The organism is Pseudoclavibacter sp. RFBA6 (assembly GCF_002931575.1).
GTDB classification, from domain to species: Bacteria; Actinomycetota; Actinomycetes; order Actinomycetales; family Microbacteriaceae; genus Pseudoclavibacter; species Pseudoclavibacter terrae.
Genome location: NZ_PSUA01000011.1, coordinates 18,542 through 44,546, shown reverse-complemented (window position 1 = coordinate 44,546; position 26,005 = coordinate 18,542). Strand labels below are relative to the sequence as shown.

Sequence of the window (26,005 nt, the reverse complement as noted above, 5' to 3'; positions counted from 1 at the left end):
AGCACCATGACCGGTCGAATACTCCGTGGAGGCGACGGGCCGGTGAGCAACTGGTGCGTGCCGAACCTCATCACGATCGCGCGCATCCTGCTGGTGCCCGTCTTCGTGTGGTTCCTCCTGCTGGACGGCAACACCGATGGTGCCTGGCGCTGGGCGGCGGCCGTGCTGTTCATCGTGGCCATCGCGACCGACAGCCTTGACGGGCACATCGCCCGCAGCCGGAACCTCATCACGGACCTCGGCAAGCTCCTCGACCCCATCGCCGACAAGGCGCTCACCGGCACCGCGCTGGTGATGCTCTCCGTGCTCGGCGAGCTCCCGTGGTGGGTGACGATCATCATCCTCGTGCGCGAGCTGGGCATCACCGTCTGGCGGCTTGCGGTCGCCAAGAAGCGCGTCCTGCCTGCCGGGCGGGGCGGCAAGCTCAAGACGCTTGTCCAGGCCTTCGCCATCTCACTCGCGCTGCTTCCGCTCTGGGTCGTCTTCGGGGACTGGGTGCACTGGCTCAACGTCGTCTTCATGTCGGCGGCCTTCATCCTCACCGTGTGGTCCGGGATCGACTACCTCTGGCAGGCCTACCGACCGCAGAACAAGAAAACGCCCGAGCTACGGGCCGATGACGGGAACCAGCGATGACCGGCGGAATCACCCCAGCACTCCCGCAGACGATCGAGCTGGGGCGCGTGCTGCTCGAGGCCGGCCTCAGCATCGGTGTCGCCGAGTCCCTCACCGGTGGCGCACTCGTCGCAGAGCTCGTCAAGATCCCTGGCATGTCCGCATCGCTCGCGGGCGGCATCGTCGCCTACCGCACCGAACTCAAGCACTCGCTGCTCGGGGTCGACGAGGACCTGCTGGCCGAGCGCGGGCCGGTCGACCCGGACGTAGCCGCCGCCATGGCCCTCGGCGCGCGGACCGCTCTTGCCGCTGGACGTGGCGAGCGCCTCGACATCGGACTCTCGACCACGGGCGTCGCAGGCCCGCAGTCGCAGGCGGGCCGAGCTCCCGGTGTGGTCTTCGTCGGCATCTCCTCACTCTTCGGCGACAAGGTCGTCGAGCTCGACTTCTCTTCGCTCGTCCGCCTCGACGACCCAGCCGGCAGTCGGCAGCGGGTCCGCGGTGCCACGGTCGAGGCGGCCGTTCACAACGTGCTCGAAATGCTCGTGGAACACTGACGCGGTATCGTGAGCGGAGCGTCCTCGAAGGTTGAGTCGAATCGCCTCAACATTCGGCTTTCTTTCAGGAATACCATCGATGTTTGCTTGGTTGTTCTCAGCGTGACGAAGTCTCCACGAAGTCTCGTAAGTTACAGTTCTTGGCATACGGCAGTAAGGAGGACCCCGCTATGGTCCTAGCGCGTCAAGAGATCGGTGAAGTCCTGCGCGATGTGCGCCTGCGCAAGGGGCACACGCTCCGGCAGGTCGCAGGTCGCGCCTCGGTTGCACTCGGCTACCTGAGTGAGGTCGAGCGCGGGCAGAAGGAAGCCTCGAGCGAAATCCTCGCTTCGGTGGCGGAAGCCCTCGAGACCCCCCTCTCAACCATCTATCGCGAAGTGGGCGACCGTCTGGCCGTTCACGAACGCTTTGACACGAGCATCCCGGACACGGTTCCGGACGACCTCCTGCTCGGAGTTCGCAAGCCGCTCGTCACGCGTTAGCGAGACGACCCTCAGGCTTGCCCTTCGCCTGGAGAAGTAGCCGACGGCGCCGCAGCATCAGCTGCGGCGCCGTCGGCGTAGGCTTGGGGGATGCGCAAGAGCGAGTTCGACAGGGCCGTGGTCGACGAATTCGGTGACGCCTACGGGCGCTCCTTGATGCGAGACCTGGTGCTCGGGGCCGTCGGAGACCGCACGGCCCAGCAGGCGCTTGACGACGGAGTCGAGCCCCGCGACATCTGGCTCGCGCTCTGCGCGGATACTGGGGTGCCAGAGTCCAGGCGCCACGGCGTCGGCACGATAGATCCCCGAACTCGGGACTGATCTCGACCTCTGGAGTTGCTGCCGTCCGTCCGACACGCCTGTCGGGTGTTCGAAATAATGTTCTAAGCGCGTAGGGTGTTCACGTCGGACTCCTCGGAGACTTGTCCACAGATGAGGGACCTCGATCACAGAATGTCGGTGGTCGCCTCTAGCGTGAGTGTCGAGTAGCCAAGGAACCCGATCCGCCTTGTCGTCAGCGCTCTCCATCAGCGCGCGACAGCCGAGAGGCGACCGCCACATTCCGAGAGGACCACCACCATGCCAAACCCAGCAGACCGCGAAAAGGCACTTGACGCCGCACTCGCCCAGATCGACCGCCAGTTCGGCAAGGGGTCGGTCATGCGCCTCGGAAGCGACGAGCGCGCACCCGTTGAGACCATCCCGACCGGATCCGTCGCGCTCGACGTCGCGCTCGGCATCGGGGGGCTCCCTCGCGGCCGCATCGTCGAGATCTACGGCCCGGAGTCCTCGGGTAAGACGACGCTGACGCTCCACGCCATCGCGAACGCGCAGCGTGCCGGCGGCATCGCGGCGTTCATCGACGCCGAGCACGCGCTCGACCCCGAGTACGCGAAGAAGCTCGGCGTCGACATCGACGCCCTCCTCGTCGCTCAGCCAGACACCGGCGAGCAGGCGCTTGAGATCACGGACATGCTGATCCGCTCTGGCTCCGTCGACCTCGTCGTCATCGACTCCGTGGCAGCCCTCGTGCCGAAGGCGGAGATCGAAGGAGAGATGGGCGACAGCCACGTCGGCCTTCAGGCGCGCCTCATGTCGCAGGCGCTCCGCAAGCTCACCGGTGGGCTCAGCCAGACGAAGACCACCGCCATTTTCATCAACCAGCTCCGCGAGAAGATCGGTGTCTTCTTCGGCAGCCCCGAGACCACCGCCGGTGGAAAGGCACTGAAGTTCTACGCCTCGGTCCGCCTCGACATCCGTCGCATCGAGACCCTCAAGGACGGCACCGACGCCGTTGGCAACCGCACCCGTGTGAAGGTCGTCAAGAACAAGATGGCACCGCCCTTCAAGCAGGCGGAGTTCGACATCCTCTACGGTGTCGGCATCTCCCGCGAGGGCTCGCTCATCGACTTCGGGGTCGAGCACGGCCTCGTGCGCAAGTCGGGCGCCTGGTACACCTACGAAGGCGACCAGCTGGGGCAGGGCAAGGAGAACGCCCGCAACTTCCTTATCCAGCACCCCGAGATCGCCGAAGAGATCGAGCGCAAGATCTTGGCGAAGCTCGGTGTGGGCCAGCCAGTCGACGCGCCCGCCGAGGCCGTCGAGGCACCGCTCGCGCCTGTCGCCGCCGAGGCGAAGGTCGCTCAGCGGCGCGGCGCATGACCGACGAGCTCGCTCCGGTGACGCCCCTCTTCGGGGCGTCGCCCGCGGGCCGTCAGTCAGCCTCGAAGGCTGATCCGGTCGAGCCGACCACTGAGCCAGCCCCGTCGCGTCCGACGATGCGAGACGCTGCCAGCTCTGCGGCACAGTCCCGCCCCTCGACTGGCGGAACCCCGAGACTCGTTTCCATCCCAGGCGGGCAAGGCGAGACACAGGCTTTCACGGCCGTCGTGCCCGCTGGGATGGACTCGGAATCTCGGCTGCGGCTTGTCGAAGAAGCGCAGGAGACGCTGGTCCGTGCGCTCGCACGCAGCGACCGGTCGACCGAGGAGGCGCGGCGACTGCTCCGAGACTGGCGAGGTGAGGACCCGAGGGGGGCGCAGGCTCCCGAGGACGGCTCCGACGAAGCCGCCGAGTACGAGGCATCCCTTCGGCTCGACGACGACGAGACCGAGCGGATCATCGAACGCTGCACTGAGCTCGGCTACCTCGACGACTTCAGACTCGCCGAGCTGCTCGTGCACAAGGCCAGAGACAAGAAGCGGTCGGGCATCCAGGGCGTCGAGCGCGCACTTCGCGACCGGCACCTGTCCACGGAAGCGATCCAGGAGGCGCTCGCCGAGATCGATCGCGACGACGAGCTCGAGCGCGCCACCGAACTCGCCACCGAGCGCGCCAGGCGAGTGACCGGGGTCGAGCCAGACGCGGCGATCCGTCGCATCGCCGGGTTCCTCGCCAGGCGCGGATACTCCGCAGGCGTCGCGTTCGCCGCCGCTAGGGAAGCCGTCCAGGGAGGTGCCAGGACGCGCCGCCCTGCGAGCGACTCAGCCGGCGTGTTCTTCGGCGCCACTCCCGTCGAGTAGCGCCAGCGCAACGCGCTGCCCCTCAGCGTCGCGGGCGACCTCGAGGCGGACCAGGGCCTCCTCGAGGGCTCGCCGAGCCGCAGCTGGAGCACCAGCCCGATCGTGCGCCTCAGCCAGCACGAAGCCCACGCGACCTGCCGCGCGCAGGTCCCGTTCCGCTTCGAGGGCCGAGATGGCAGCCATCGCCTGCGTCGCCGCACGCGACGGCTCGCCGTCGCGCAAGGCCGCGCGAGCGCGGCGAACCGCCAGGATCGCGGCCTCCTGCTCCCGCTCGGCGACGGGCGACAGGTGCAGGGCCGCGATCTGAAGGTTGGCGTCGAAACCCGCGAACACCGCGGCACCCGACGGGAACGACGTCGCCCCGAGGGCCAGGAGCACCTCGCTCCGCCCGGCGAACTCCACGGCCGTCACGGGCAGCCCCCGCGACGCCGCTGCCGGAGCAACCACCTCATCCACCCACCGATCCCAGGCGAACTCGCTCTGTCGGTACTGATCGCGCAACCCCGCGTCGCAGACGATCAGCAGCCCATGGCGCGGCTCGACAACCGGAACCTCGCCCTGGAGCTCGCTCGGCAGAGAATGCCAGTACGCCTCATCGCGAGGCGCGTCCCTCCAGCGCTCAGGCTCATCGTGCATCGAGATCGTCAGAGCCTCGAGGGTCGAGGCCCCCGACTCATCGGTGACCACCGTGGTCACCGTCTGCAGCGGACCGCCGCCCACCTTCAGCACGAGACCGTCGACTCCGTTCTCACCGCCCGCCGGTCCGACATACAGGGCCCCGCTCGGCGCCGAGATGACACCCGAACGCTCCCCGCGCGCCTCAACGCGGCCAGCATCGGTCTGCAATAGCCCCCTCTGGAGAGCAAGAGAAGTCGCCGGTGTGACGCCGTCATCAGTGGTCATGGCTCGCATCCCGCCAGCGTAGCGGTGGCAGTGCGCCATCGTGAAGCGAACGTAGAATTGGCGGATCATGAGCGAGACAGCCACACCCATCGCACCCTCCCCAGCTGCACGCAGACCAGACGGGTCGCCGAGGAGCTACGAAGTGCGCACGCTCGGCTGTCAGATGAACGTGCACGACTCCGAGCGCATGTCCGGTTCGCTGCGCGCTGCTGGGTACGTCGAAGCCGACGGCCTCGAACCAGACGTCGTCGTCATCAACACGTGCGCCGTCCGCGAGAACGCGGACAACCGTCTCTACGGCAACCTCGGGCAGCTGGCTGCGATCAAGCGCGAACACGAAGGCATGCAGATCGCCGTCGGCGGGTGCCTGGCCCAGAAGGATCGCGGAACGATCCTGGAAAAGGCCCCGTGGGTCGACGTGGTCTTCGGAACACACAACATGGGGGCGCTGCCGAGCCTCCTCGAGCGGGCACGGCACAACGACGAGGCCCAGCTCGAGATCCTCGAATCCCTCGACGTCTTCCCGTCGACGCTGCCGACCAAGCGCGACTCGACGTACTCCGGGTGGGTGTCCATCTCAGTGGGATGCAACAACACCTGCACCTTCTGCATCGTGCCGTCCCTCCGAGGCAAGGAGAAGGACCGCAGGCCAGGAGACGTCCTCGGCGAGATGCGTGCGCTCGTCGACGACGGCGCGATCGAGGTCACGCTGCTCGGGCAGAACGTCAACTCCTACGGGGTCGAGTTCGGCGACCGCCAGGCATTCAGCAAGCTCCTCCGCGCGGCCGGGCAGATCGAAGGCCTCGAACGCGTGCGCTTCACGAGCCCGCACCCCGCCGCCTTCACGCAGGACGTCATCGATGCCATGGCGGAGACCCCCAACGTCATGCCGCAGCTGCACATGCCACTGCAGTCCGGCTCGGACCGCATCCTCAAAGCCATGCGGCGCTCGTACCGCAGCACGAAGTTCCTCGGCATCCTCGACAAGGTAAGAGAGCAGATGCCGCACGCTGCCATCACCACCGACATCATCGTCGGCTTCCCGGGTGAGACCGAAGAGGACTTCGCCGAGACCATGCGCGTCGTCGAGGCCTCGAGATTCGCGAGTGCCTTCACCTTCCAGTACTCCATCCGGCCGGGCACGCCCGCCGCCGCGATGCCGGATCAGGTGCCGAAGGCGGTCGTGCAGGAGCGCTACGAGCGGCTCATGGCACTGCAGGACCGCATCAGCCGCGAGGAGAACGAGAAGCTCGTCGGCTCGGTGCAGCGGATCCTGGTCAGCGCCGGCGAGGGGAAGAAGGACGGCGAGACCCATCGCATGTCCGGGCGAGCTGAAGACAACAGGCTCGTGCACTTCTCTGTGCCGACGGATGCGGAGCGTCCGCGACCCGGGGACGTCGTGACCGCCGAGATCACGACCGCGGCGTCGTTCCACCTCGTGGCCGATGCTCGCTCGCCCCACCTCGATGTCCGCCGGACGACGGCGGGGGACGCCTGGGATCGTTCGCTCGCGGAGAGCTGCGCGGTACCGACGCCGGGAGGAGCCCAGAGCCGCGTCTCGCTCGGTCTTCCGACGCGCCGGCGAGCCTGACCGTGTTCATCACCATCGGGGGAGCGACCGGCACGGGCAAGTCGCAGCTCTCGCTCGAGGTGGCCGCGCGGCTTCGCGCCGCAGGTCGAGGAGCTCAGATCATCAACGCCGACGCCATGCAGCTGTACCGCGGCATGGACATCGGCACCGCGAAGCTCAGGGTCGAGGAACGCGAGGGAGTGCAGCACCACCTCCTCGACGTCCTGGAGGTCACAGAGGACGCGAGCGTCGCCTGGTATCAGGAATGCGCGAGGGCTCTCATCGAGCAGATCGAAGACGAAGGAGACGTGCCTATCCTCGTCGGCGGATCCGGGCTCTACATCGCCGGCGTGTGCTTCGACCTGCGATTCCCCGGAACCGATCCGCAGATCCGCGCGCGGCTCGACGCCGAGTTGGAGAGCGACGGACCTGGCCCGCTCTTCGCACGGCTGCGCGAGCTGGACCCGACCGCCGCAGCCACGATGGACGCGCGGAACGGTCGTCGTCTCGTCCGTGCGCTCGAGGTGATCGAGGTCACCGGCGAGCCGTTCAGCGCGCAGCTGCCCGACCAGGAGGCGACCTGGCGTGACGTGACCTTCGCCGTCGTCGAGGAGCACCGCGAAGTGCTCACGCCGCGGCTGGACGCCAGGGTGGAGCGGATGTGGGACAGCGGACTCCTGGAAGAGACGGAGACGCTGGCGGAAGCCGGCCTGGAACGCGGCACGACCGCGAGACGAGCCATCGGCTACCAGCAGGCACTCGCGCAACTTCGAGGTCAGATGACTCGCGCGGAGGCGATCGCGGAGGCGCAGATGCTCACTCGGAAGTACGCGAGGCGACAGGTCTCCTGGTTCCGTCGCTACCGCACGGCCGTCCGCGCGCACAGCGGCGAGGGCTTCGCCGCCCAGCGCATCATCGAAGCAGCTGGACTCTGATGCCGCGTTCGCTGCGCACGGGCCGCGTCAGATGTCCGTAGCATTGACGCCATGACACAACTCGCGTTCACCAAGGCGCAGGCCACCGGCAACGACTTCGTCCTCGTCTCCGACCCGGATGGCGAACTCGAGCTCGGACCTCAGCGCGTGGCGCGGCTGTGCGACCGCAACTTCGGCGTCGGCGGCGATGGGCTCATCCGCGCCGTTCGCTCCGCGCACCTCGCGGAGGGCCGCGAGCTGCAGGCGGCGAACCCCCGTGCAGAGTGGTTCATGGACTACCGCAATGGCGACGGATCCATCGCCGAGATGTGTGGCAACGGGGTCCGCGCCTTCGCTCGATTCCTCACCGAGACCGGTCTGGCGACGCTGGCGGCGGGGGAGCGTCTCGAGATCGGGACGCGCGCTGGGCTCCGGATCGTCGAGCGCGAGGGCGACGGTTTCCGCGTCGACATGGGTCCGTGGCGTCTTGAGGGCGGAGAGCCGCTGGTGACCGTGCCGCACATCGGTGTGTCCCGACCGGGCCTCGGCATCGACGTCGGCAACCCTCACGTCGTCGTGGCCCTCTCGAGCGAGGAGGAGCTGGATCGTCTCGAGCTCTTCCACGCCCCGCTCATCGAGCCTGCGCCCGAGCTCGGCGCCAACGTCGAGTTCGTGGTGCCGCACGACCAGCTCGTCCAGGACGGGGTCGGGCACATCCGGATGCGCGTCCACGAGCGAGGTGTCGGCGAGACGCTCTCCTGCGGCACCGGCGCGGTCGCGTCAGCGCTTGCGGTCCGCTCCTGGGCTGGTGCAGGAGCACCGGACGTGTGGTCGGTGCGCGTGCAGGGCGGCGTACTCGAGGTCACCGTCGCGCCGGTCGACGGCGTCGAGCACGTGTTCCTGTCCGGGCCGGCCGAGATCGCCTTCACCGGCGTTGTCGAGGACGACCTCGCTACTGAGCTCGCCGCACCCGCAGCACTCTGAATCCGGCGTCCGTCGAGTGGCGCTCGACGGACAGCTCCGGACCGAACTGCTTCGCGATCCACGCCTGCAGCGAGTCGCCGCCGAGCTTCTTCGCGACGACGAGCCATGCCTCGCCGTCTGCGTTGAGGCGGGGGAGCCAGTCGATGAGCAGCTGATGCAGCGCGTCCTTCCCGATCCTGATGGGCGGGTTGGACCAGATGAGGTCGAAGCGGGCGTCCGAGGGGACATCCGTCGGCAGGAATGCCCTGATCCGATCGAGGCCGAGGTTCTCCGCATTCTCACGGGTCAGGAGGAGTGCTCGCTCGTTGACATCGACGGCCCACACGTCGAGCTCGGGCGACTCGAGCGCCAGGGCCAGGCTGATCGCGCCCCAGCCGCAGCCGAGATCCACCGCCGTGCCAGTGCTTGGAGGCTTCGGGGCGGCGGCGAGCAGCGCCTGGGTTCCTCGATCGAGATGCTCCGGGCTGAAGGTGCCGCCCGCCGTGGTCACGGTCGCGGCTCGCCCCCGGAGCCTGACCTGGATGCTTCGCCGCTCGAGCGGGCCGTCCGGGGTTGCTGAGAAGTAATGCTGAGCGGTCACCCCTAGACGCTAGCACCGGCGTAGAATCCTACGAATATGCGAGATTCTGAAACTCCTCCAGGCGAGAGCAACGACGCGATCGACCGAATCCTTCGAGCGGCGAAAGAGCCGGGCGCGACCATGACCCTGTTCTCGTCCGGGCGTGCGCAGGCACTGCAGGACGGCGCGAGCACGGGGTACGACGGCGAATCCGATGGCGACCAGCTCGAGCGTGAGGCGCGCCAGTCACTAAGGCGCGTCGAGAGCCTGCGCACGGAACTCGAGGACGTCACCGAGGTCGAGTACCGCAAGGTGCGTCTTGAGCGGGTCGTCCTCGTCGGCGTCTACCGCCGAAACTCCCTCGAGGAGGCCGAGAACTCCATGCAGGAGCTGGCGGCCCTCGCGGAGACAGCGGGCGCCGTCGTCCTCGACGGCGTGCTCCAGCGGCGCCCGAACCCAGACCCGGCCACGTACCTGGGCCGAGGCAAGGTCGCGGAGTTGAAGGAGATCGTCGCGGCCCTCGAGGCCGACACGGTGGTCGCGGACACGGAGCTCGCACCAAGCCAGCGGCGTGCGCTCGAGGACGAGATCAAGGTCAAGGTCATCGACCGCACGGCCGTGATCCTCGACATCTTCTCCCAGCACGCGAAGAGCCGTGAGGGCAAGGCTCAAGTCGAGCTGGCGCAGATGGAGTACATGCTCCCGCGCCTCCGAGGCTGGGGTGAGTCGATGTCCCGCCAGGCTGGTGGGCAGGTCGGCGGCGGAGCTGGAATGGGGTCGAGGGGTCCCGGTGAGACGAAGATCGAGCTCGATCGTCGGCGCATTCGCACGAAGATGGCCAAGCTCCGGCACCAGATCGCGGACATGAAGGACGCCCGCGACGTGAAGCGCGCGACTCGTGAGCGCAACCAGGTGCCGGCCGTCGCCATCGTCGGCTACACCAACGCCGGCAAGTCGAGCCTGCTCAACCGCATCACTCATGCGGGAGTTCTGGTCGAGAACGTGCTCTTCGCAACGCTGGACGCGACGGTGCGCAAGGCATCTACGGAGGACGGCCGTCCGTACACGATCGCCGACACCGTCGGTTTCGTGCGGAACCTGCCTCACCAGCTGGTCGAGGCCTTCCGTTCGACGCTCGAGGAGCTGCAGGCGGCCGACGTCATCGTGCACGCCGTCGACGCCTCGCATCCGGATCCGGCCGCTCAGCTGGCGACGGTCCGCGATGTCATCGGTGAGGTCGAGGCGCACGACGTTCCGGAGATCATCGTCTTCACCAAGGCCGACCTCGTCGACAGCGACCGGCGCCTTGAGCTGCAGGGCCTCGCGAACGACGGCATCTTCGTATCTGCGCACACCGGCGAGGGCATCGACCTGCTGCTCGCGCGAATCGCGGAGCTGCTCCCGACACCGGAGGTCACGATCGACGTGCTGCTGCCGTTCGAACGAGGTGACCTCGTCTCCTACCTCCACGAGCGCGGCGCCGTGCTCGAGTTGGGCCACGAGGAGGGGGGCACTCGCCTCAAGGCGCGAGTGAACCCCGACCAGCTCGGCCTGTTCGAGCAGTTCACCGTCGCGGGCTGAGTCGCCTCAGCGCGACTGAGCGCCACACGCAGAAGAGCGGCAAGCCCAATGGGCTTGCCGCTCTTCTGCGTTCAGGTGGGACTTCTCCGGGCAGGATCAGATGGAGCGGAGCACGGCGACGACCTTGCCCAGGATCTCCGCCTCGTCACCGAGGATCGGCTCGAAGTCGCTGTTGCGGGGGAGCAGCCAGATGTGTCCGTCCCGCTTGCGGAAGGTCTTGACGGTGGCCTCGCCGTCGAGCATGGCGGCGACGATGTCACCGTTCTCGGCAGTGCGCTGTGACCGCACCACCACCCAGTCGCCGTCGCAGATGGCGGCGTCGATCATCGACTCGCCGACCACGCGGAGCAGGAAGAGCTCGCCCTTGCCGACGATCTGGCGGGGGAGCGCGAAGACGTCCTCGACCTGCTGCTCCGCCGTGATCGGGATGCCGGCAGCGATGCGACCGACGACGGGCACGAAGGCGGCCTCCGCCGTGTCGTTCGAGTCTCCGTCGTCCGCGTGGTCGAAATGCACGAGCACCTCGAGGGCTCGTGGCATGCCCGGGTTCCGCTTGATGTAGCCGAACTTCTCAAGCTGCCCGAGCTGATGGGTCACGCTCGAGAGCGAGACCAGCCCGACCGTGTCGCCGATCTCCCGCATGCTCGGCGGGTACCCGCGAGTGCGCACCGACTCGATGATGCAGGTCAGGATCCGCTCCTGCTTCTCGGTCAGCTTCCTGTAGATGTCGCTCGCTGGCTTCTTGGCCATGTCGTCTCCGTCCGCTCTCCGACACGGAATGTCGGTGGCAGATGATGCACTGCCTGATAGCGCCAACCCTACCGAGGGTGCACGCAGCTATGAAACATTTCTTCGAGTGTTGTGGAGGAATGTTCGGCAGATTCGAACGTTCGACCTTGACTTGACACTTTGTTCGTAGCTATATTCAGTACATACATTCGACCACTCGAAGATGTGGACGAATCAGGAGGAATCATGAACAACACTGTCGCACCGCTCCGCCTCACCGTTCGAGGCCGCCGGGTCGTCCTGGCGCTTGCCGCGCTGCCCGTCGCTGCCGCCATCGCGCTCGGCGCCACGCACATGACGTCTGCAGCGGCGTCGAGCGAGGCAGCCGATGTCGAGTTCGAGTACGTCACGGTCGGCGCAGGCGACACCCTCTGGGGTATCGCCGAGGAGATCGCAGGCGACGCCGACGTCCGTGACGTCATCGTCGAGATCTCCAAGCTCAACGCGCTCGAGAACGGCACGGTTCAGGCCGGCCAGCGTCTCGCGCTGCCCCTCGACTGACGTCACACATGTCCTCGACGGACACCGCGGCCGCGGCGTGGCGGGGGCGTCGTCGTAGGCTTATCCGGTGACCTCGTTCGAAGACCTGCCAATCCGCGACGATCTTCGCGGACTCACCCCATATGGAGCGCCTCAGCGACCAGTGCGCGTCGCCATCAACGTCAATGAGAACCCGCACCAGGTTCCAGAGGTCGTCGCACGACGCATCATCGAGGCGATCGCCCGCGAGCTCCCGGGCCTCAACCGGTATCCGGACCGCGAGTTCACAGCGCTCCGCGAACAGTTGAGCGTCTACCTCGGCCACGACATCTCACCCGAGCAGGTGTGGGCGGCAAACGGCTCCAACGAGATCATGCAGCAGCTCATGCAGGTCTTCGGGGGGCCAGGTCGGAGTGTGCTCAGCTTCACGCCCAGCTACTCGATGTACCCGCTGCTCACGCAAGGGGTGGGGTCCACCTGGGTGCCCGTGCCGCGGGCCGATGACTTCACGCTCACCGCAGAGCTCGTCACCGAGGCCATCGAGCGGGAGCAGCCCGACATCACGATCATCTGCTCGCCCAACAACCCGACGGGCACCGCGACCGACCTCAGCGTGATCGCCGCGGCCTACGAGGCGACCGACGGCATCCTCATCGTCGACGAGGCCTACGCGGAGTTCCTCCCAGACGGCGAGGAGACCGCGCTCTCGCTGCTTCCCGGACGCGAGCGGCTCGTCGTCTCCAGGACCATGAGCAAGGCATTCGCGTTCGCGGGCGCTCGCGTCGGGTACTTCGCGGCTGACCCCGCCGTCGTGGATGCCGTGCGGCTCGTCCGCCTTCCCTATCACCTGTCCGCGATCACGCAGGCCGCGGCAACCGCCGCACTCGAGTGCTCCCAGATCATGCTGCAGCAGGTCGACGCCATCCGCGAGCAGCGCGACCGCCTTGTTCGAGAGCTCCCGGCGCTCGGCTTCACGCCGTGGGAGTCCGGGGCGAACTTCGTGCTCTTCGGGGGCGTCGACGACCCGGCAGGCACCTTCTCCCGGCTGCTGGAACGCGACATCCTGGTCCGCGACGTCGGGATCCCGAACACGCTCAGGGTGACGGCGGGAACACGCGCGGAGACGTCCGCCTTCCTGGACGCTCTCGCCGAGATCACGAACGCCGGGAAGGCCTAGGCTGGAGGGATGACCACGACGCCACGCACTGCGACGCTCTCGCGAGCGACGAGCGAGTCCTCCATCGAGCTGAGCCTGAACCTGGACGGCACCGGCACCGCCGACATCCAGACGTCCGTGCCGTTCTATGACCACATGCTCACGGCCTTCGCGAAGCACTCGCTCACCGACCTCACGGTCCGCGCCACCGGTGACACGGAGATCGATGTCCACCACACGGTGGAGGACACCGCGATCGTCCTCGGCCAGGCGATCCGGCAGGCCCTCGGCGACAAGTCCGGCATCGCCAGGTACGGCGACGCCCGGGTTCCTCTCGACGAGTCGCTGGCTGAGGCAGTCGTCGACATCTCAGGGCGGCCGTTCCTCGTGCACACGGGGGAGCCTGAGGCGTTCGTCTACCACCTCATCGGCGGTCACTTCACTGGCGCGATGGTGCGCCACGTCTTCGAGGCGATCACCTTCCACGCGGGTCTGACCGTGCACATCGAACTCATCCGCGGGCGCGACCCCCACCACATCGCCGAGGCGGAGTTCAAGGCCTTCGCAAGAGCCTTCCGTGCTGCGAAGCGCCTCGACCCCGAGGTCGTCGGCATCCCCTCGACGAAGGGCGCCCTGTGACCGGGGCCGCTCGCCCGCGCGTCGTCGTCGCCGACTACGGGTCCGGCAACGTGCACTCGGCGGTCAAGGCGCTCGAAGCCGCGGGAGCCGACGTCGCGCTCACCGCCGACCGTGCTGCGGCCTACGACGCCGACGGCTACGTCGTTCCGGGCGTGGGCAGCTTCGCGCACGTCATGGAGGCCATCAACCGGCAGCGTATCGGCGAGATCGTCGGCAGGCGGCTCGCCGGCGGTCGCCCGGTCCTCGGTATCTGCGTCGGCATGCAGATTTTCTTCGATGGCGGCATCGAGGGCGGGGAGCGTGCCGAGGGCCTTGGCGAGTGGCCGGGGGAAGTGACCGAGCTCCACGCGGACGTGCTTCCGCACATGGGCTGGAACCTCGTCGAGCCGCCGACCGACTCCAAGCTCTTCGCAGGCATCGCCGACGAGCGCTTCTACTTCGTGCACTCATACGCGGCGCACGAGCTGCCGCTCGAGCCTCATCCCAAGGCCCGCCCGGTGCTCGTCACGTACGCGGAGCACGGCGAGCGCTTCATCGCGGCCGTCGAGAACGGCCCGCTCTCGGCCACGCAGTTTCACCCCGAGAAGTCCGGCGAGGCTGGCGTCCGCCTGCTCCGCAACTGGATCGAGACGCTCCCGACGAGCGCCTAGGCCGCTCGCCTCGGCGCACGGTGCGACCGCCTGCCGATACGCTATTGCCCGGACGGCCAGGGCCTGCCCTTCCGGCGTCGACATCCAGGCGCCTCTGAACGAGAACAAGGAACCAACGCTCGTGAGCGAATTCAACACGTCACCGGAGCTCGTGCTCTTCCCCGCAATCGACCTCGCGGGTGGCAAGGCCGTCCGCCTGGTTCAGGGGGAAGCCGACTCGGCCACGAACTACGGCGACCCCGTCGATGCGGCTGAGGACTGGATCGAGCAGGGCGCCGAGTGGATCCACCTCGTCGACCTCGACGCCGCTTTCGGGCGCGGTGAGAACCGCGGCGTCATCAAGCGCGTCATTCGGGCCGCCAAGCACGTCAACGTCGAGCTCTCTGGCGGGATCCGCGACGACGAGTCGCTCGAGCGCGCGGTGGAAGCCGGTGCGAGCCGCATCAACCTCGGCACGGCGGCGCTGGAGAACCCGGAGTGGGCCGCCAGCGTCATCGCCCGCTATGGCGAGCTGATAGCCGTGGGCCTCGACGTGCGGGGCACGACGCTCGCGGCGCGTGGCTGGACGCGTGATGCCGGCGACCTCTGGACGGTGCTCGAGCGCCTCGAAGAAGCCGGTTGCGCTCGCTACGTCTTGACCGACGTGACCAAGGACGGCACGCTTCAGGGCCCGAACCTGCAGCTCCTGAGCGACATTCTCGACCGCACCGATCGACCTGTCGTCGCCTCCGGTGGCGTCTCGAGTCTCGATGACCTCGTCGCTCTTCGTGGGCTGGTCCCGCAGGGGCTCGAGGGTGCGATCATCGGCAAGGCCCTCTACTCCGGGGCCTTCACGCTGGTCGAAGCGCTCGACGTCTCGTCCTGAGTCGAGAGGCGCTGACCCATGCCGTCCCTGCCTGAGCACTTCCATCCGAGCGAAGCTGACTCGGCCGGCCAGAGCTGGTCGGGACGGAGCTTCAGCGATAACCCCTTCGGTGACGACGACGGCACTGCTCCCGCGGAGTTCGTCGCTGCGATGCAGCGCTTTCGTGCCCGCGAGGCGGGACCCGACGCGGTGGTCGACGCTCTCCGCGAAGCGAGGGTGCTCATCCCTCTCGTCGCGGAGCTCGGTGAGGCTGGCGTCAACGAGCGAGGCTCCACCGTCGACAAGAGCGCCGATCTGTCGATCGTGACCGTCGCCGGCCCGGACGGCCGCACCGTGCTTCCCGTGTTCACCTCGGCCGAGGCGATGAAACGGTGGAACCCGGCCGCCCGCCCGGTCCCCGCGCTCATGCAGCGTGCAGCGATCTCCGCTGCAGCCGAGGGCAGTGACCTGATCGTCGTCGATGCGACGAGCGACACAGAATTCGTCGTCCGTCGACCCGCGGTGTGGGCGATCGCGCAGGAGCGGGTGTGGCTCGCCCCGTGGGTCAACCCCGTGGTCGCCGATGAGCTCTCTCGGGTCATGGACGAGCTGGCCGACGTGGCCGGCGTCGACCTGGTGCCGGGCGATCCCGAGGCCAGGCTGACGGGGCCGGAGCTGCGCGTGGTGCTCCATGTGGGCTCAGCGCTCGGCCGCGATGAGCTCGCAGACCTGTCGCGGCGGGCCAGCGAGCTGCTGCAGGAGAGCGAAGCGTTCCGCACAGAGGTCGATTCCCTCGGCATCTCCTTCTCCCGTGCCGCCAGTCCTCATCGACGGAAGGCGCAGGGCTCTGCGGGCCCGGATTCTAGACGCTCCTGGTGGCGTCGCAGAGGGGATTGACCGGGCTCAGCATGTCGGGCAAGGCTTGCCTGTAGGCTCACCGAGAAGTACTTAGATACTCTTATAGCTAGCCAACCGAACTACAGGGAGTGGTGCCGAGTGATTCGTGAGCCTCTGGCGAGCCCCCGTGGCCAGGGTTCGGGCTTCGAGCTCGCAGCGCAGCAGCTGCTTGAGGTGCGACGGCGCATCGAGAAGTTCCTCGATGAGCGCGTCCAAGCGGCCAGCGTCATCGACGAAGGGCTCGCGACCCTCTGGCGCATCACGGCCAGAAGCGCGGAGGGCGGCAAGCTCTTCCGGCCGGCCCTGGTCGTGCAGAGCTACCTCGCCTACACGGGCGCGGAAGAGGTACCGGATGCGGTGATCGAGCTGGCGACGGCCACGGAGCTCCTCCATCTCGCGTTCCTGACGCACGACGACGTCATCGACAACGACACCATGCGACGTGGTGTCCGGAACCTGCTCGGCAGCGTCGAGGAGATCGTCGGCGGTTCGACGTTCGATGACGAACGCGGAAACCGACTCGGCCAGGCCGCCGCGATCCTGGTCGGTGACCTCCTGCTCTCGGAAGCCCACCTGCGCGTCGCGCGCATCGACCTGCCGCATGCTGTCCGCCTCCGCGTGCTCGACGCCATCGAGCGTGCGCTCTCGGTGTCGGTGGCCGGCGAGTTCAGCGATGTCAGCCTGTCGGTCCGGGCCGAGCATCCCGCGCTCGCCGAGGTGCTGTCGATGAGCTCGAACAAGACGTCGGCCTACACGGTGCTGCTTCCGCTGGAGCTCGGCCTGATCGCGGCGGGTGGCGAGGAGCTCGTGGATGCACGGCTCATCGCGCAGTTCTCCGACGCTGCTGGTCTGGCGTTCCAGCTGCAGGATGACCTCTTCGGTGTCTTCGGGGATCAGCACAAACTCGGGAAGGCGCCGTACTCGGATATTCGCGAGGGCAAGTTCACGGCCCTGATCGCGCTGGCCTGCGGGACCCCTGTGTGGAATGAGCTCGAGTCGCTGCTCGGCGACCCGCACCTCAGCGAGGTCGATGGGGCGAAAGCGCGCGACCTCATCGACGCGTCCGGTTCGCGTGCGGCCGTCGAGCAGGAGCTGGCGGCGCAGTTCGCGAGGGCGAGCGCCGCGGCCCGTGCCGTGGGCGCCTCGGGCCGCGAGGGCGACAGGAAGCTCGCGGAGATGATGGAGCGGCTGCTCATGCTGCTGGAGCGGCGCACCTCATGATCTCTCCGCTCGAGCAGTACACGCGCACGGCTGAGAAATCCGCCGCGGAGGTCATCTTCGCCTACTCGAGTTCCTTCGGCGCGGCCACGCGCCTGCTCGGCCGCCGCACGGTCAAACCCGTGCGCAGCATCTATGCGCTCGTCCGGGTGGCCGATGAGATCGTCGACGGTGTCGGAGCGATTGCCGGACTCTCGCTCGAGCAGCAGCACGCCGCGCTCGACGGACTCGAGGCGCAGACGCTGGACGCGATCGAATCCGGTTTCAGCACCAACCTGGTCGTCCATGCGTTCGCGGTCACGGCGCGACGTTGCGGGTTCGGTGCCGAACTGGTCGTCCCCTTCTTCGCGTCGATGCGCATGGATCTGGAGCCGAAGTCCCTCGACGTGGAGGAGCAGCGTCGGTACGTCTACGGTTCTGCCGAAGTCGTCGGCCTGATGTGCGTCCGAGTCTTCCTCACGGGCGTCTCCCGCACGGACGAGGAACGCGAACGAATCGATGCGGCTGCGTGCGCGCTCGGCGCCGCCTTTCAGAACGTCAACTTCCTGCGCGACGTCGGCGATGACGCCGATCGGCTCGGCCGGGACTACCTCCCGGTGGAGGGCCTCGAGTCGGCGCCGCTCGACGAGCGTCGCAAGCTCATCTGGCTCGACCGCATCCGCGCAGACATCGAGACGGCGGATGCGGGCATCCCGCTGCTTCCGCGAGACTGCAGGAGGGGTGTCGCGCTCGCGAGCGCGCTCTTCTCCGCCCTGGCCGACCGCATCGCGGCGACGCCAGCGGAGCAGCTGCGTACGACGCGAGTCAGGGTTCCCGGCGCCGAGAAGGCGCGTATCGCAGCACGAGTCCTTCTGGAGACACGATCATGAGCACTCGAGCAGTTGTCGTCGGCGCTGGAATGGCTGGGCTCGCCACGGCGATCCTCCTCGCGCGGGACGGTTTCGCCGTCACCGTGCTCGAGAAGAACGACAGGGTGGGAGGCCGAGCCGGTCTTCTCGAGGTCGATGGGTTCCGCTTCGACACCGGCCCGAGCTGGTACTTGATGCCGAGCGTCTTCGACCACTTCTTCGCGCTGGCGGGCACGAGCACCGAGGAGCAGCTCGACCTCCGGATGCTCGACCCCGGCTACCGGGTCTTCCCCGAGCCGACCGCCGACGGCGCACCCAGTGAGCCCATTTCCATCCCGTACGGCCAGGACGCCGTGCGTGAGCTGGTCGCCGAGCTCGAGCCTGACGCGCTCTCCGCGTTCGATGACTACCTCGAGACCGCCAGACGCGCCATGGACATGGCCGAGGACGTCTTCCTCTACAACACGTTCGCGAACCCGCTGTCGCTGGTCGGCGAGCGGGTCCGCCGCGAGCTGCCGGATCTCCTCACGTGGCTCACCACGCCGCTCGAGAAGTTCGTCGAAGCGTCCTTCACGCATCCGCTGCTCCGGCAGATCCTCGCGTATCAGGCCGTGTTCCTCGGAACCGATCCGCGCCGCGCGCCGGCGATCTACCACCTCATGAGCCGCATGGACCTCGTCGAGGGCGTGCAGTACCCGATGGGCGGCTTCACGGCGGTGGTGGATGCGCTGCACGGCCTCGCGGTCGAGGCTGGGGTCGAGTTCAGGCTGGAGGCCGAGGTGACGGGCATCGCCGTCTCACACGGGTGGAGCCGTGGTGTGCACTGGCTGGACTCCGCGGGTGACCGACACTTCGAGGACGTCGAGGTGGTCGTCTCAGCGGCCGACCTGCACCACACGGAGACGCAGCTCCTGCCGGAGCGCTACCGCAGCTACCCGGAGCGAGTGTGGCAGAAGACAGACTCCGGGCCGGGCGCCGTGCTTGTCATGCTCGGTGTCGAGGGAGAGCTGCCGACGCTCCCGCACCATTCGCTGCTCCTCACGAAGGACTGGGGCGAGAACTTCGACGCCATCTTCGGGCAGGACGTCGCACTCCCGGACCCCGTCTCCGTGTACGTGTGCAAGCCGAGCGCGACCGACCCCGACGTCGCGCCGGAGGGGCACGAGAACCTCTTCATGCTCATCCCGGTGAAGGGAGATCCCGCTATCGGCGGGGGAGGAGCGGACGGCAGGGGAGACGCCGAGGTGGAGCGCATCGCCGACCTCGCGATCGCCCAGCTCGCCGAGTGGACCGGGGCTGCCGATCTGGCCAGCCGCATCGTCGTTCGGAGCACGCTCGGGCCCGCGGACTTCGTGAACGAATACAACTCGTGGCGCGGGGGAATCCTCGGCCCGTCGCACGAGCTCGCCCAGTCGGCCATGCTCCGAGCGGGCAACGCTTCTCCCAAGGTCAAGGGGCTGTACTACGCGGGCGCGACGGTCAACCCCGGTGTCGGTGTGCCCATGTGCCTGATCAGCGCGGAGCTCGTCCTCAAGCATGTGCGGGGCGACCGCAGCGCCGGACCTCTCGAGGTCGAGAACCGGTGACGGTCGCCACCGTCCACCTCTGGGGAACCGGCAGCGCGAGCACCGGCCTCGGGTTGACGGCGAAGACGACGCTGCAGCTGCTTGGGCGCCGCAGGCCGGAGGGGCTGCGCTTCTCCCGCATCCTCGGCACGGCGAAGGGGACGAGCTTCTCGTCGCGAGACGCCGACCTCGGGCATTGGGCGCTGGTCGCGTCCTGGGAGTCGCGGGAGGCGGCGGACGCCTTCGACCGCGGGCCACTGGTCGCCGCCTGGGACGCGCGTGCCCGGGAGCGAGTCAGGGTGCGGATGCGCGCCATCCGCTCCGTGGGCCTCTGGGGAGGCCGCGAGCCATTCGGTCCGGCGGTGGCTGAGGCGGAAGAGGGGCAGCGGGTCGCCGTGATCACTCGGGCCCGCATCCGCCCTTCGGCTGCGCACCGCTTCTCCGGCACCGTGCCGCCGATCGCCGCCGAGCTCATGGAGGCGAGGTCGCGAGGCCTGCGGCTCGGATTCGGGATGGGCGAGCTGCCGGCCGGCCTGCTCGGCACGTTCACGCTGTGGGAGTCTGCGCCGGCGCTTCGGGAGTTCATTTCCGGTGCGCCGTCGCATCGCGCGGCGATGCTGGACAGCAGGGCTGGTGAGTGGTTCGCGGAAGAGCTCTTCGCCAGATTCGCAGTGGATGCGGTCGAAGGGTGGGCGGGCGAGACGGGATGAGCTCCGCGCGGCGAGACGGGCCACGAGCCACGAGACCACACGACGAAGATCCAGAGCCACGACCGAGAGGAACGGACTCAAGATGACCGCCATCACACGACGACTCATGTGGGTGACCCTTGCCGCCGGCATGTTCGTGCAGAGCCTCTTCGCCTTCACCGGCGGGGGCACTGTACCGCTGACGATCGCGAGCGTCGCACTCCTCGCCGCGACCGGGGTGCTGCACGCGTGGGCGACCAGAGGCCCAACGTTCGCCTCCGTCCTCCTCGCTGCGGCCGCGATCGGCTTCTTCGCCGAGGTCGTGGGCGTCGCGACGAGCTTCCCGTTCGGGCAGTACATCTACACCCCGTCGTTGGGCTTCTCGCTGTTCGAGGTTCCCCTCATCGTGCCGCTCGCCTGGGTGACGATCGCCTACCCTGCGGTGATTGTCGCGCGGCGCCTCGTCGGCACGGCTCCCGGGGTCCTCCGCCGCATCGCTCGCGTCGCGGTCGCCGCGTGGGCGCTGACCGCCTGGGATGTCTTCCTCGACCCGCAGATGGTCGACTCGGGGCACTGGGGCTGGAAGCACCCGGATCCCGGCATCCCCGGCGTCGACGGCATCCCGCTCACGAACTTCCTCGGCTGGTACCTCGTCTCGCTCATCATCTGCGGGCTCATCGATGCCGTGGCCGTGAGGTCGAAGCGGATCGAGGGCGCACCGAGTGACGCGGTTCCGTTCACCGTCTACCTGTGGACCTACGTGACCTGCGTCCTCGGCAACCTGACCTTCTTCGAGCGCCCGAGTGTGGCTCTCGTCGGCGGCATCATCATGGGTGCCATCGCGGTGCCGCTGATCGTCGTGCTGCTGAGAGACTGGCGCGCGCGCAGGTCTGCCGGTGACCTGGCCACGGCCGGTGCGCGGGGTGCGGACTCGTCGCGATGAGCTCGATCGTGGTCATCGGCGCGGGCGTCGGTGGGCTCGCCTCGGCGGCGCGCCTCGCGTCGCTGGGGCACGACGTGACGGTGCTCGAGCAGTCCGACGTCATCGGCGGCAAGCTCGGCACCGTCGAGCACGACGGCTTCCTCTTCGACACCGGGCCATCGCTCGTGACCATGCCGTATGTCTTCGCCGAGCTGTTCGGTCAGACTGGTGCGCCGCTCGAGTCCGTGCTCGAGCTCCGGCGCCTCGAGGTCGCGTGCAGGTACCGTTTCGCGGACGGCACCGAGCTCGACATGCCCGGTCGGGTCGAGGAGATCCCCGGCGCGCTGGATGCGGCACTCGGGTCAGGAACCGGGCGGCAGTGGTCGAGCTTCCTCGAACGCTCCAGGAGCGTTTGGGACATCGCCCGTGGGCCGTTCCTCGAGTCGCCCATCACCGCGGCCGGCATAGCGATGCTCGCCGCGAACCCGCGGTCGCTCGCGAAGGTCGCCCCGTGGCGGAGCCTCCGCGGCTTCGGCGAGCAGGACCTCGCCGACCCGCGCCTGCGTGCCCTGCTCGACCGCTACGCGACCTACACCGGCTCGGACCCGCGGCGCGCGCCATCGGCGCTCGCGACCGTTCCATACGCAGAGCAGGCGTACGGGTCCTGGTACGTGCCCGGCGGTCTCTGGCGCCTGGGCGCGGCCATCGCCGATCGGGCCCGCGAGTGCGGCGCGCGTATCCGCACCGGCGTGGATGTGACCCGAATCCTGCAGGACGGCGCGCGGGTGTCGGGCGTCGAGACGGCGGACGGCCAGCGCATCACCGCCGACGTCGTCGTCTCGAACGCGGACGCAGAGACGGTCTATGGGAAGCTGCTGCGGAGCGAGGGTGCCCGGCGGGCGGCGAGAAGCCACGCGAAGCTCGACCCGTCGCTGTCCGGGTTCGTCCTGCTGCTCGCGCTCGACGGGCTGGACGATGCCGCCTTCGAGCACGGCGGGGCCACGCACCACCGTGTGCTCTTCGCCGAGGACTACGACGCAGAGTTCGACTCGATCTTCGGGGTCGGGGGGCAGGCGCAGTCGGGGCCGAAGCCCGTCGAGCGGCCGACGATCTACATCGCCGCACCCGATGATCCGGCGATCGTTCCCGGTCCGGGCAGCGGTGCCTGGTTCGTGCTCGTCAACGCGCCTCGTCACGACCCCGAGCACGGCGTCGACTGGAACGAGCCCGGTCTCGCCGAGCGCTATGCAGCGTCGCTCCTCGACCTCATGGCCGAACGCGGTGTGGACGTGCGCGACCACGTGCGGTGGATGCGCATCCGCACGCCCGCCGACATCGAGCGGGAGACGCGCTCACCAGGGGGGTCGATCTACGGCACCGCGTCGAACGGGGCGAAGGCGTCGTTCCTGCGGCCCGCGAACCGCCAGCCGGTCGAGGGGCTCTACCTGGTCGGGGGATCATCGCACCCCGGCGGCGGTCTGCCGCTCGTGACCCTCTCCGCGGCCATCGTGGCCGAGATGATCGGCCCAGCCGAGCGGCGAGGTCCGGCCTCGACCTGAGCCGCCTGCCCGCCGCGATATGCGGCGAGTCGGCAGGCGGCTGCGAATGGCTAGCCGTAGACGGGGCCCGTGAGGTCCTCGCCCGGCCCCTTGCCGACGGCGTCGGGGTGGTCCGACGCTTCGCGGAACGCGAGCTGCAGCGAGCGAAGGCCGTCGCGGAGTGGTCGCGCGTGGTGGTCTCCGAGGTAGGGGAGGCTCGCGGTGAGAAGGCCTGCGAGCGCAGAGATGAGCTTGCGGGCCTCGTCGAGGTCGAGCTCGTCCTCACCGCTGTCCTCGTCGAGTCCGCACGCGACCGCTGCGGCGCTCATGAGGTGGACTGCAGTGGTCGTGATGAGCTCCACAGCGGGCACTTCGCCGATGTCGCGACGCAGGTCGCCGTACTCGGGATCGCTGGCGGAGGGGTTTTCGAGTGAGGCGTCGGTCACGCTGGTCCTTTGTGCGAAGTTCTGGTAATGTAGCGATCGGTTTCTGCTGTGCAGAGACCGCGAAAGAGGATTCGTCCCACCCGCGCAAACCGCTCTACGTAGGTTACCGGGTTGCTCCACTCCCTTCCTCAGCTCGGCCTCACGGCTGGACGGGAAGAGGTCACAGAGCCTGCAGGTCGTGCACGAGATGCACGACCTACGGACTCCATGACGTCGGGTGGAAACACACTGCGAGCGCAGTGGTGTTGGTGTGACGCCTCCTTTCCACATTCAGTGAAGTCAGGAGCCTTCCATCAGCGAACCACGTACCAATGACCGCATCCGTGCCAGTGAAGTCCGCCTTGTCGGCCCGGGCGGTGAGCAGGTCGGAGTAGTCAAGCTCGAGATGGCCCTGCGCCTCGCGCAGGAGTCTGAGCTCGACCTCGTCGAGGTCGCCCCTAACTCGAAGCCACCCGTCGCCAAGATCATGGATTACGGGAAGTTCAAGTACGAGGCCGCCCAGAAGGCCAAAGAAGCCCGCCGCAACCAGGCCAACACGGTCCTGAAAGAGGTCCGCTTCCGCCTGAAGATCGACGCACACGACTACGAGACCAAGCGCAAGCGCGCTATCGGCTTCCTCGAAGACGGCGACAAGGTCAAGGCCATGATCCAGTTCCGCGGTCGCGAGCAGTCGCGCCCGGAGATGGGCGTGCGTCTTCTCCAGCGTTTCGCTGAAGAGGTCTCGGAGTACGGCACCGTCGAGTCCAACCCCATGATCGATGGCCGCAACATGGTCATGATCATCGGCCCGTTCCGGAACAAGTCCGACGTGAAGGCCGATGCCTCCGCAAAGCGGAACGCAGCTCGCGAGGCGTCGCGGGCGGCCAAGCACGGGCAGCCGTCACCAGACGAAGCTGCACAACCAGCTGTAAATGAAGCTGCGACAGAGTCTGCAGCAGAGTCTGCACCAACAGAGGAGAAGTAATGCCGAAGCAGAAGACCCACTCGGGCGCCAAGAAGCGCTTCAAGGTCACCGGAAGCGGCAAGATCATGAAGCAGCAGGCTGGCCTCCGCCACAACCTCGAGGTCAAGTCCCCCGGTCGCAAGGCTCGCCTGAACCAGGACCAGCTCCTGTCCCCGGCAGACGCCAAGGTCGCCAAGAAGCTGCTCGGCCACTAAGCCGCCCCGCACACGAACTTACTGAGGAGAATCAACACACATGGCACGTGTAAAGCGGGCGGTTAACGCCCAGAAGAAGCGTCGCGTCATCCTTGAGCGCGCATCCGGCTACCGCGGACAGCGTTCGCGCCTGTACCGGAAGGCCAAGGAGCAGGTCATCCACTCGATGGTCTACTCGTACCGTGACCGCCGCGCCAAGAAGGGCGAGTTCCGTCGCCTCTGGATCCAGCGCATCAACGCCGGGTCCCGCGCGAACGGCCTCACGTACAACCGCTTCATCCAGGGCCTCGGCCTTGCCGGCATCGAGGTCGACCGCCGTATCCTCGCCGAGCTCGCCGTGAACGAGCCTGCGACGTTCGCGGGTCTCGTCGAGGCCGCCAAGCAGGCCCTCCCGGCCGACACGTCGGCCCCGCGCGCAGCAGCGTAGCGACCTCCGCGGCCCGACTCGATATGCAGTCAGTGGCCGTCTGAACATGCGGCCGAGAGTCCAGCTCTCGGCCGCATTTTCTTTTGCCTCGAGCTCCGCAGCCGCCCGCATCGGGACGGTGCCGCCCTTGCATGAGGTCGGCCCCCTGAACCACCACTCCAGCCAAGCAGCGCCCCGTGCGCAGGAAGAAGTCGACACCATGATCGAGAGTCCGCGGAACGCGCGAGTCAAGGAAGTCAGGAAGCTCTCGCAGAAGTCCGAGCGCCAGGAGACTGGCCTGTTCGTCATCGAGGGCCCGCAGGCCGTCCGTGAGGCGCTCGTCTCGCGCCCCGAGCTCATCGAGGAGCTGTTCGTCACGCCCACGGCGCTCGAACGCCACTCCGAGCTGCGTGGCCTTGCGGAGGAGGCGCAGCTCGAGGTCGACTTCGCGAGCGAGGAAGCCATCGACGCGATGGCCGACACACGCGCGCCGCAGGGCGTCATCGCGGTCTGCCGACAGTTCCCCGCCTCCATCCGCGATGCGCTGAGCGGCTCCCCGAAGCTCGTCGCCATCCTCGAGGAGGTGCGTGACCCGGGCAACCTGGGCACGATCATCCGGGCAGCCGATGCTGCGGGTGCTGACGCCGTGATCCTCACGGGTCGCACGGTCGACCTCTACAACTCGAAGGTCGTCCGCTCGAGCACCGGCTCGATCTTCCACCTTCCGATCGCTGTCGAGGTGACGCTCGACGTCGCGACCTCGCGCGCTCGTGACGCGGGGCTGCGCGTCGTGGCCGCCGACATCGACGGTTCCGACCTGCTCTCCGCGCGCGAGTCGGGCGAGCTGGCTCAGCCGACCGCGTGGCTGTTTGGCAACGAGGCCCGCGGCCTCGACGCTGAGCAGCTCGCGTACGCCGACGCGACGATGAGCGTGCCGATCTACGGTCAGGCGGAGTCGATGAACCTCGCGACCGCAGCATCCGTGTGCCTGTACGAGAGTGCCTTCGCTCAGCGCGCGTAGCGCTCGCGAGCCGCAGCAACGAAACGCTCCCCGCGGGCAGGACCGAGAATCT

The 26,005-nt window shown here is 68.1% G+C and carries 30 protein-coding genes; 26 read left to right on the top strand and 4 right to left on the bottom strand.

All coding sequences use genetic code 11. The annotated features are described in order from the left end of the window. The first annotated feature begins 6 nt into the window (after positions 1–6). The 6 genes from pgsA (at position 7) to C5C17_RS08770 (ending at position 4,176) form a co-directional block, all read left to right on the top strand. Positions 7–636 carry a CDP-diacylglycerol--glycerol-3-phosphate 3-phosphatidyltransferase gene (gene pgsA / locus C5C17_RS08795; protein WP_104253026.1) on the top strand — a complete coding sequence of 210 codons (630 nt, stop codon included), beginning with the start codon at positions 7–9 and terminating at the stop codon, positions 634–636. Further along, positions 633–1,172 (top strand): CinA family protein, encoded by a 540-nt coding sequence (locus tag C5C17_RS08790; RefSeq protein WP_104253025.1) that lies wholly within the window; start codon positions 633–635, stop codon positions 1,170–1,172. The genes pgsA and C5C17_RS08790 overlap by 4 nt, the downstream gene beginning before the upstream one ends. Before the next feature lie 170 nt (positions 1,173–1,342). Then, positions 1,343–1,654, top strand: a complete 312-nt coding sequence (locus C5C17_RS08785) for a helix-turn-helix domain-containing protein (protein ID WP_104253024.1) — start codon at positions 1,343–1,345, stop codon at positions 1,652–1,654. A gap of 90 nt (positions 1,655–1,744) precedes the next feature. Then, entirely contained in the window at positions 1,745–1,975 is a 231-nt protein-coding gene (locus C5C17_RS08780) for a DUF3046 domain-containing protein (protein ID WP_104253023.1), read from the top strand. Between the two features lie 258 nt (positions 1,976–2,233). Beyond that, positions 2,234–3,316 (top strand): recombinase RecA, encoded by a 1,083-nt coding sequence (gene recA, locus C5C17_RS08775; RefSeq protein WP_104253022.1) that lies wholly within the window; start codon positions 2,234–2,236, stop codon positions 3,314–3,316. Further along, entirely contained in the window at positions 3,313–4,176 is an 864-nt protein-coding gene (locus C5C17_RS08770; RefSeq protein WP_104253021.1) for a regulatory protein RecX, read from the top strand. Before recA ends, C5C17_RS08770 begins: the two co-directional genes overlap by 4 nt. Here the strand turns inward: C5C17_RS08770 and C5C17_RS08765 are convergent. Next, a complete protein-coding gene (locus tag C5C17_RS08765) occupies positions 4,138–5,079 on the bottom strand; it encodes a hypothetical protein (RefSeq protein ID WP_146079116.1) in 942 nt (313 codons plus the stop codon). The genes C5C17_RS08770 and C5C17_RS08765 overlap by 39 nt on opposite strands. Before the next feature lie 67 nt (positions 5,080–5,146). Between C5C17_RS08765 and miaB the strand changes: the two genes are divergently transcribed. Genes miaB through dapF form a run of 3 tightly spaced genes read left to right on the top strand, consistent with a single transcriptional unit; the run spans position 5,147 to position 8,547 of the window. Then, positions 5,147–6,670 (top strand): tRNA (N6-isopentenyl adenosine(37)-C2)-methylthiotransferase MiaB, encoded by a 1,524-nt coding sequence (miaB, locus tag C5C17_RS08760; protein WP_104253019.1) that lies wholly within the window; start codon positions 5,147–5,149, stop codon positions 6,668–6,670. After that, complete coding sequence (miaA, locus tag C5C17_RS08755) at positions 6,667–7,584, top strand: tRNA (adenosine(37)-N6)-dimethylallyltransferase MiaA (RefSeq protein WP_104253018.1); 918 nt, start codon at positions 6,667–6,669, stop codon at positions 7,582–7,584. The genes miaB and miaA overlap by 4 nt, the downstream gene beginning before the upstream one ends. Positions 7,585–7,635: 51 nt before the next feature. Continuing rightward, positions 7,636–8,547: a diaminopimelate epimerase gene (dapF, locus tag C5C17_RS08750; RefSeq protein ID WP_104253017.1), complete on the top strand. Its 912-nt coding sequence runs from the start codon at positions 7,636–7,638 to the stop codon at positions 8,545–8,547. On the opposite strand, the gene C5C17_RS08745 is transcribed toward dapF, so the two are convergent. Then, a complete protein-coding gene (locus C5C17_RS08745; RefSeq protein WP_104253016.1) occupies positions 8,516–9,127 on the bottom strand; it encodes a class I SAM-dependent methyltransferase in 612 nt (203 codons plus the stop codon). The genes dapF and C5C17_RS08745 overlap by 32 nt on opposite strands. A 36-nt stretch (positions 9,128–9,163) precedes the next feature. On the opposite strand from C5C17_RS08745, the gene hflX reads away from it, so the two are divergent. After that, entirely contained in the window at positions 9,164–10,687 is a 1,524-nt protein-coding gene (gene hflX / locus C5C17_RS08740) for a GTPase HflX (RefSeq protein WP_104253015.1), read from the top strand. A gap of 96 nt (positions 10,688–10,783) precedes the next feature. Here hflX and lexA read toward each other — a convergent pair whose 3' ends face one another. Then, complete coding sequence (gene lexA / locus C5C17_RS08735) at positions 10,784–11,437, bottom strand: transcriptional repressor LexA (protein WP_104253014.1); 654 nt, start codon at positions 11,435–11,437, stop codon at positions 10,784–10,786. 225 nt (positions 11,438–11,662) lie between these two features. On the opposite strand from lexA, the gene C5C17_RS08730 reads away from it, so the two are divergent. The 12 genes from C5C17_RS08730 (at position 11,663) to C5C17_RS08675 (ending at position 22,943) form a co-directional block, all read left to right on the top strand. Continuing rightward, positions 11,663–11,977, top strand: coding sequence for a LysM peptidoglycan-binding domain-containing protein (locus C5C17_RS08730; protein ID WP_104253013.1), 315 nt, complete (start codon positions 11,663–11,665; stop codon positions 11,975–11,977). A gap of 67 nt (positions 11,978–12,044) precedes the next feature. Beyond that, on the top strand, positions 12,045–13,133 hold the full coding sequence (locus C5C17_RS08725; protein ID WP_104253012.1) for a histidinol-phosphate transaminase: 1,089 nt from the start codon (positions 12,045–12,047) through the stop codon (positions 13,131–13,133). Between the two features lie 9 nt (positions 13,134–13,142). Next, positions 13,143–13,751 carry an imidazoleglycerol-phosphate dehydratase HisB gene (gene hisB, locus C5C17_RS08720; RefSeq protein WP_104253011.1) on the top strand — a complete coding sequence of 203 codons (609 nt, stop codon included), beginning with the start codon at positions 13,143–13,145 and terminating at the stop codon, positions 13,749–13,751. Further along, a complete protein-coding gene (gene hisH / locus C5C17_RS08715; RefSeq protein ID WP_104253010.1) occupies positions 13,748–14,401 on the top strand; it encodes an imidazole glycerol phosphate synthase subunit HisH in 654 nt (217 codons plus the stop codon). Before hisB ends, hisH begins: the two co-directional genes overlap by 4 nt. 121 nt (positions 14,402–14,522) lie before the next feature. Then, positions 14,523–15,266 (top strand): bifunctional 1-(5-phosphoribosyl)-5-((5-phosphoribosylamino)methylideneamino)imidazole-4-carboxamide isomerase/phosphoribosylanthranilate isomerase PriA, encoded by a 744-nt coding sequence (priA, locus tag C5C17_RS08710; RefSeq protein WP_104253009.1) that lies wholly within the window; start codon positions 14,523–14,525, stop codon positions 15,264–15,266. Positions 15,267–15,284: 18 nt separating this feature from the next. Further along, complete coding sequence (locus C5C17_RS08705; protein ID WP_104253008.1) at positions 15,285–16,142, top strand: SseB family protein; 858 nt, start codon at positions 15,285–15,287, stop codon at positions 16,140–16,142. Positions 16,143–16,241: 99 nt separating this feature from the next. Beyond that, a complete protein-coding gene (locus C5C17_RS08700) occupies positions 16,242–17,363 on the top strand; it encodes a polyprenyl synthetase family protein (RefSeq protein ID WP_181028531.1) in 1,122 nt (373 codons plus the stop codon). Beyond that, positions 17,360–18,229, top strand: a complete 870-nt coding sequence (locus tag C5C17_RS08695; protein WP_104253006.1) for a phytoene/squalene synthase family protein — start codon at positions 17,360–17,362, stop codon at positions 18,227–18,229. The genes C5C17_RS08700 and C5C17_RS08695 overlap by 4 nt, the downstream gene beginning before the upstream one ends. After that, on the top strand, positions 18,226–19,794 hold the full coding sequence (crtI, locus tag C5C17_RS08690; RefSeq protein WP_104253005.1) for a phytoene desaturase family protein: 1,569 nt from the start codon (positions 18,226–18,228) through the stop codon (positions 19,792–19,794). The genes C5C17_RS08695 and crtI overlap by 4 nt, the downstream gene beginning before the upstream one ends. After that, complete coding sequence (locus C5C17_RS08685; protein WP_104253004.1) at positions 19,791–20,483, top strand: monooxygenase; 693 nt, start codon at positions 19,791–19,793, stop codon at positions 20,481–20,483. Before crtI ends, C5C17_RS08685 begins: the two co-directional genes overlap by 4 nt. An 82-nt stretch (positions 20,484–20,565) precedes the next feature. Further along, on the top strand, positions 20,566–21,405 hold the full coding sequence (locus C5C17_RS08680; RefSeq protein WP_104253003.1) for a carotenoid biosynthesis protein: 840 nt from the start codon (positions 20,566–20,568) through the stop codon (positions 21,403–21,405). Further along, positions 21,402–22,943, top strand: a complete 1,542-nt coding sequence (locus C5C17_RS08675; protein WP_104253002.1) for an NAD(P)/FAD-dependent oxidoreductase — start codon at positions 21,402–21,404, stop codon at positions 22,941–22,943. Before C5C17_RS08680 ends, C5C17_RS08675 begins: the two co-directional genes overlap by 4 nt. A 50-nt stretch (positions 22,944–22,993) precedes the next feature. Here the strand turns inward: C5C17_RS08675 and C5C17_RS08670 are convergent, their stop codons facing one another. After that, on the bottom strand, positions 22,994–23,368 hold the full coding sequence (locus C5C17_RS08670; RefSeq protein WP_104253001.1) for a DUF1844 domain-containing protein: 375 nt from the start codon (positions 23,366–23,368) through the stop codon (positions 22,994–22,996). Positions 23,369–23,660: 292 nt separating this feature from the next. Between C5C17_RS08670 and infC the strand changes: the two genes are divergently transcribed. The 4 genes from infC to C5C17_RS08650 all read left to right on the top strand — a co-directional run bounded on the left by infC (position 23,661) and on the right by C5C17_RS08650 (position 25,953). Then, positions 23,661–24,332 carry a translation initiation factor IF-3 gene (gene infC / locus C5C17_RS08665; RefSeq protein WP_104253000.1) on the top strand — a complete coding sequence of 224 codons (672 nt, stop codon included), beginning with the start codon at positions 23,661–23,663 and terminating at the stop codon, positions 24,330–24,332. Beyond that, complete coding sequence (gene rpmI / locus C5C17_RS08660; protein ID WP_068481113.1) at positions 24,332–24,526, top strand: 50S ribosomal protein L35; 195 nt, start codon at positions 24,332–24,334, stop codon at positions 24,524–24,526. The genes infC and rpmI overlap by 1 nt, the downstream gene beginning before the upstream one ends. Positions 24,527–24,566: 40 nt before the next feature. Next, a complete protein-coding gene (rplT, locus tag C5C17_RS08655; RefSeq protein WP_104252999.1) occupies positions 24,567–24,953 on the top strand; it encodes a 50S ribosomal protein L20 in 387 nt (128 codons plus the stop codon). Positions 24,954–25,152: 199 nt separating this feature from the next. Further along, on the top strand, positions 25,153–25,953 hold the full coding sequence (locus tag C5C17_RS08650; RefSeq protein ID WP_104252998.1) for an RNA methyltransferase: 801 nt from the start codon (positions 25,153–25,155) through the stop codon (positions 25,951–25,953). Positions 25,954–26,005: the final 52 nt, after the last annotated feature.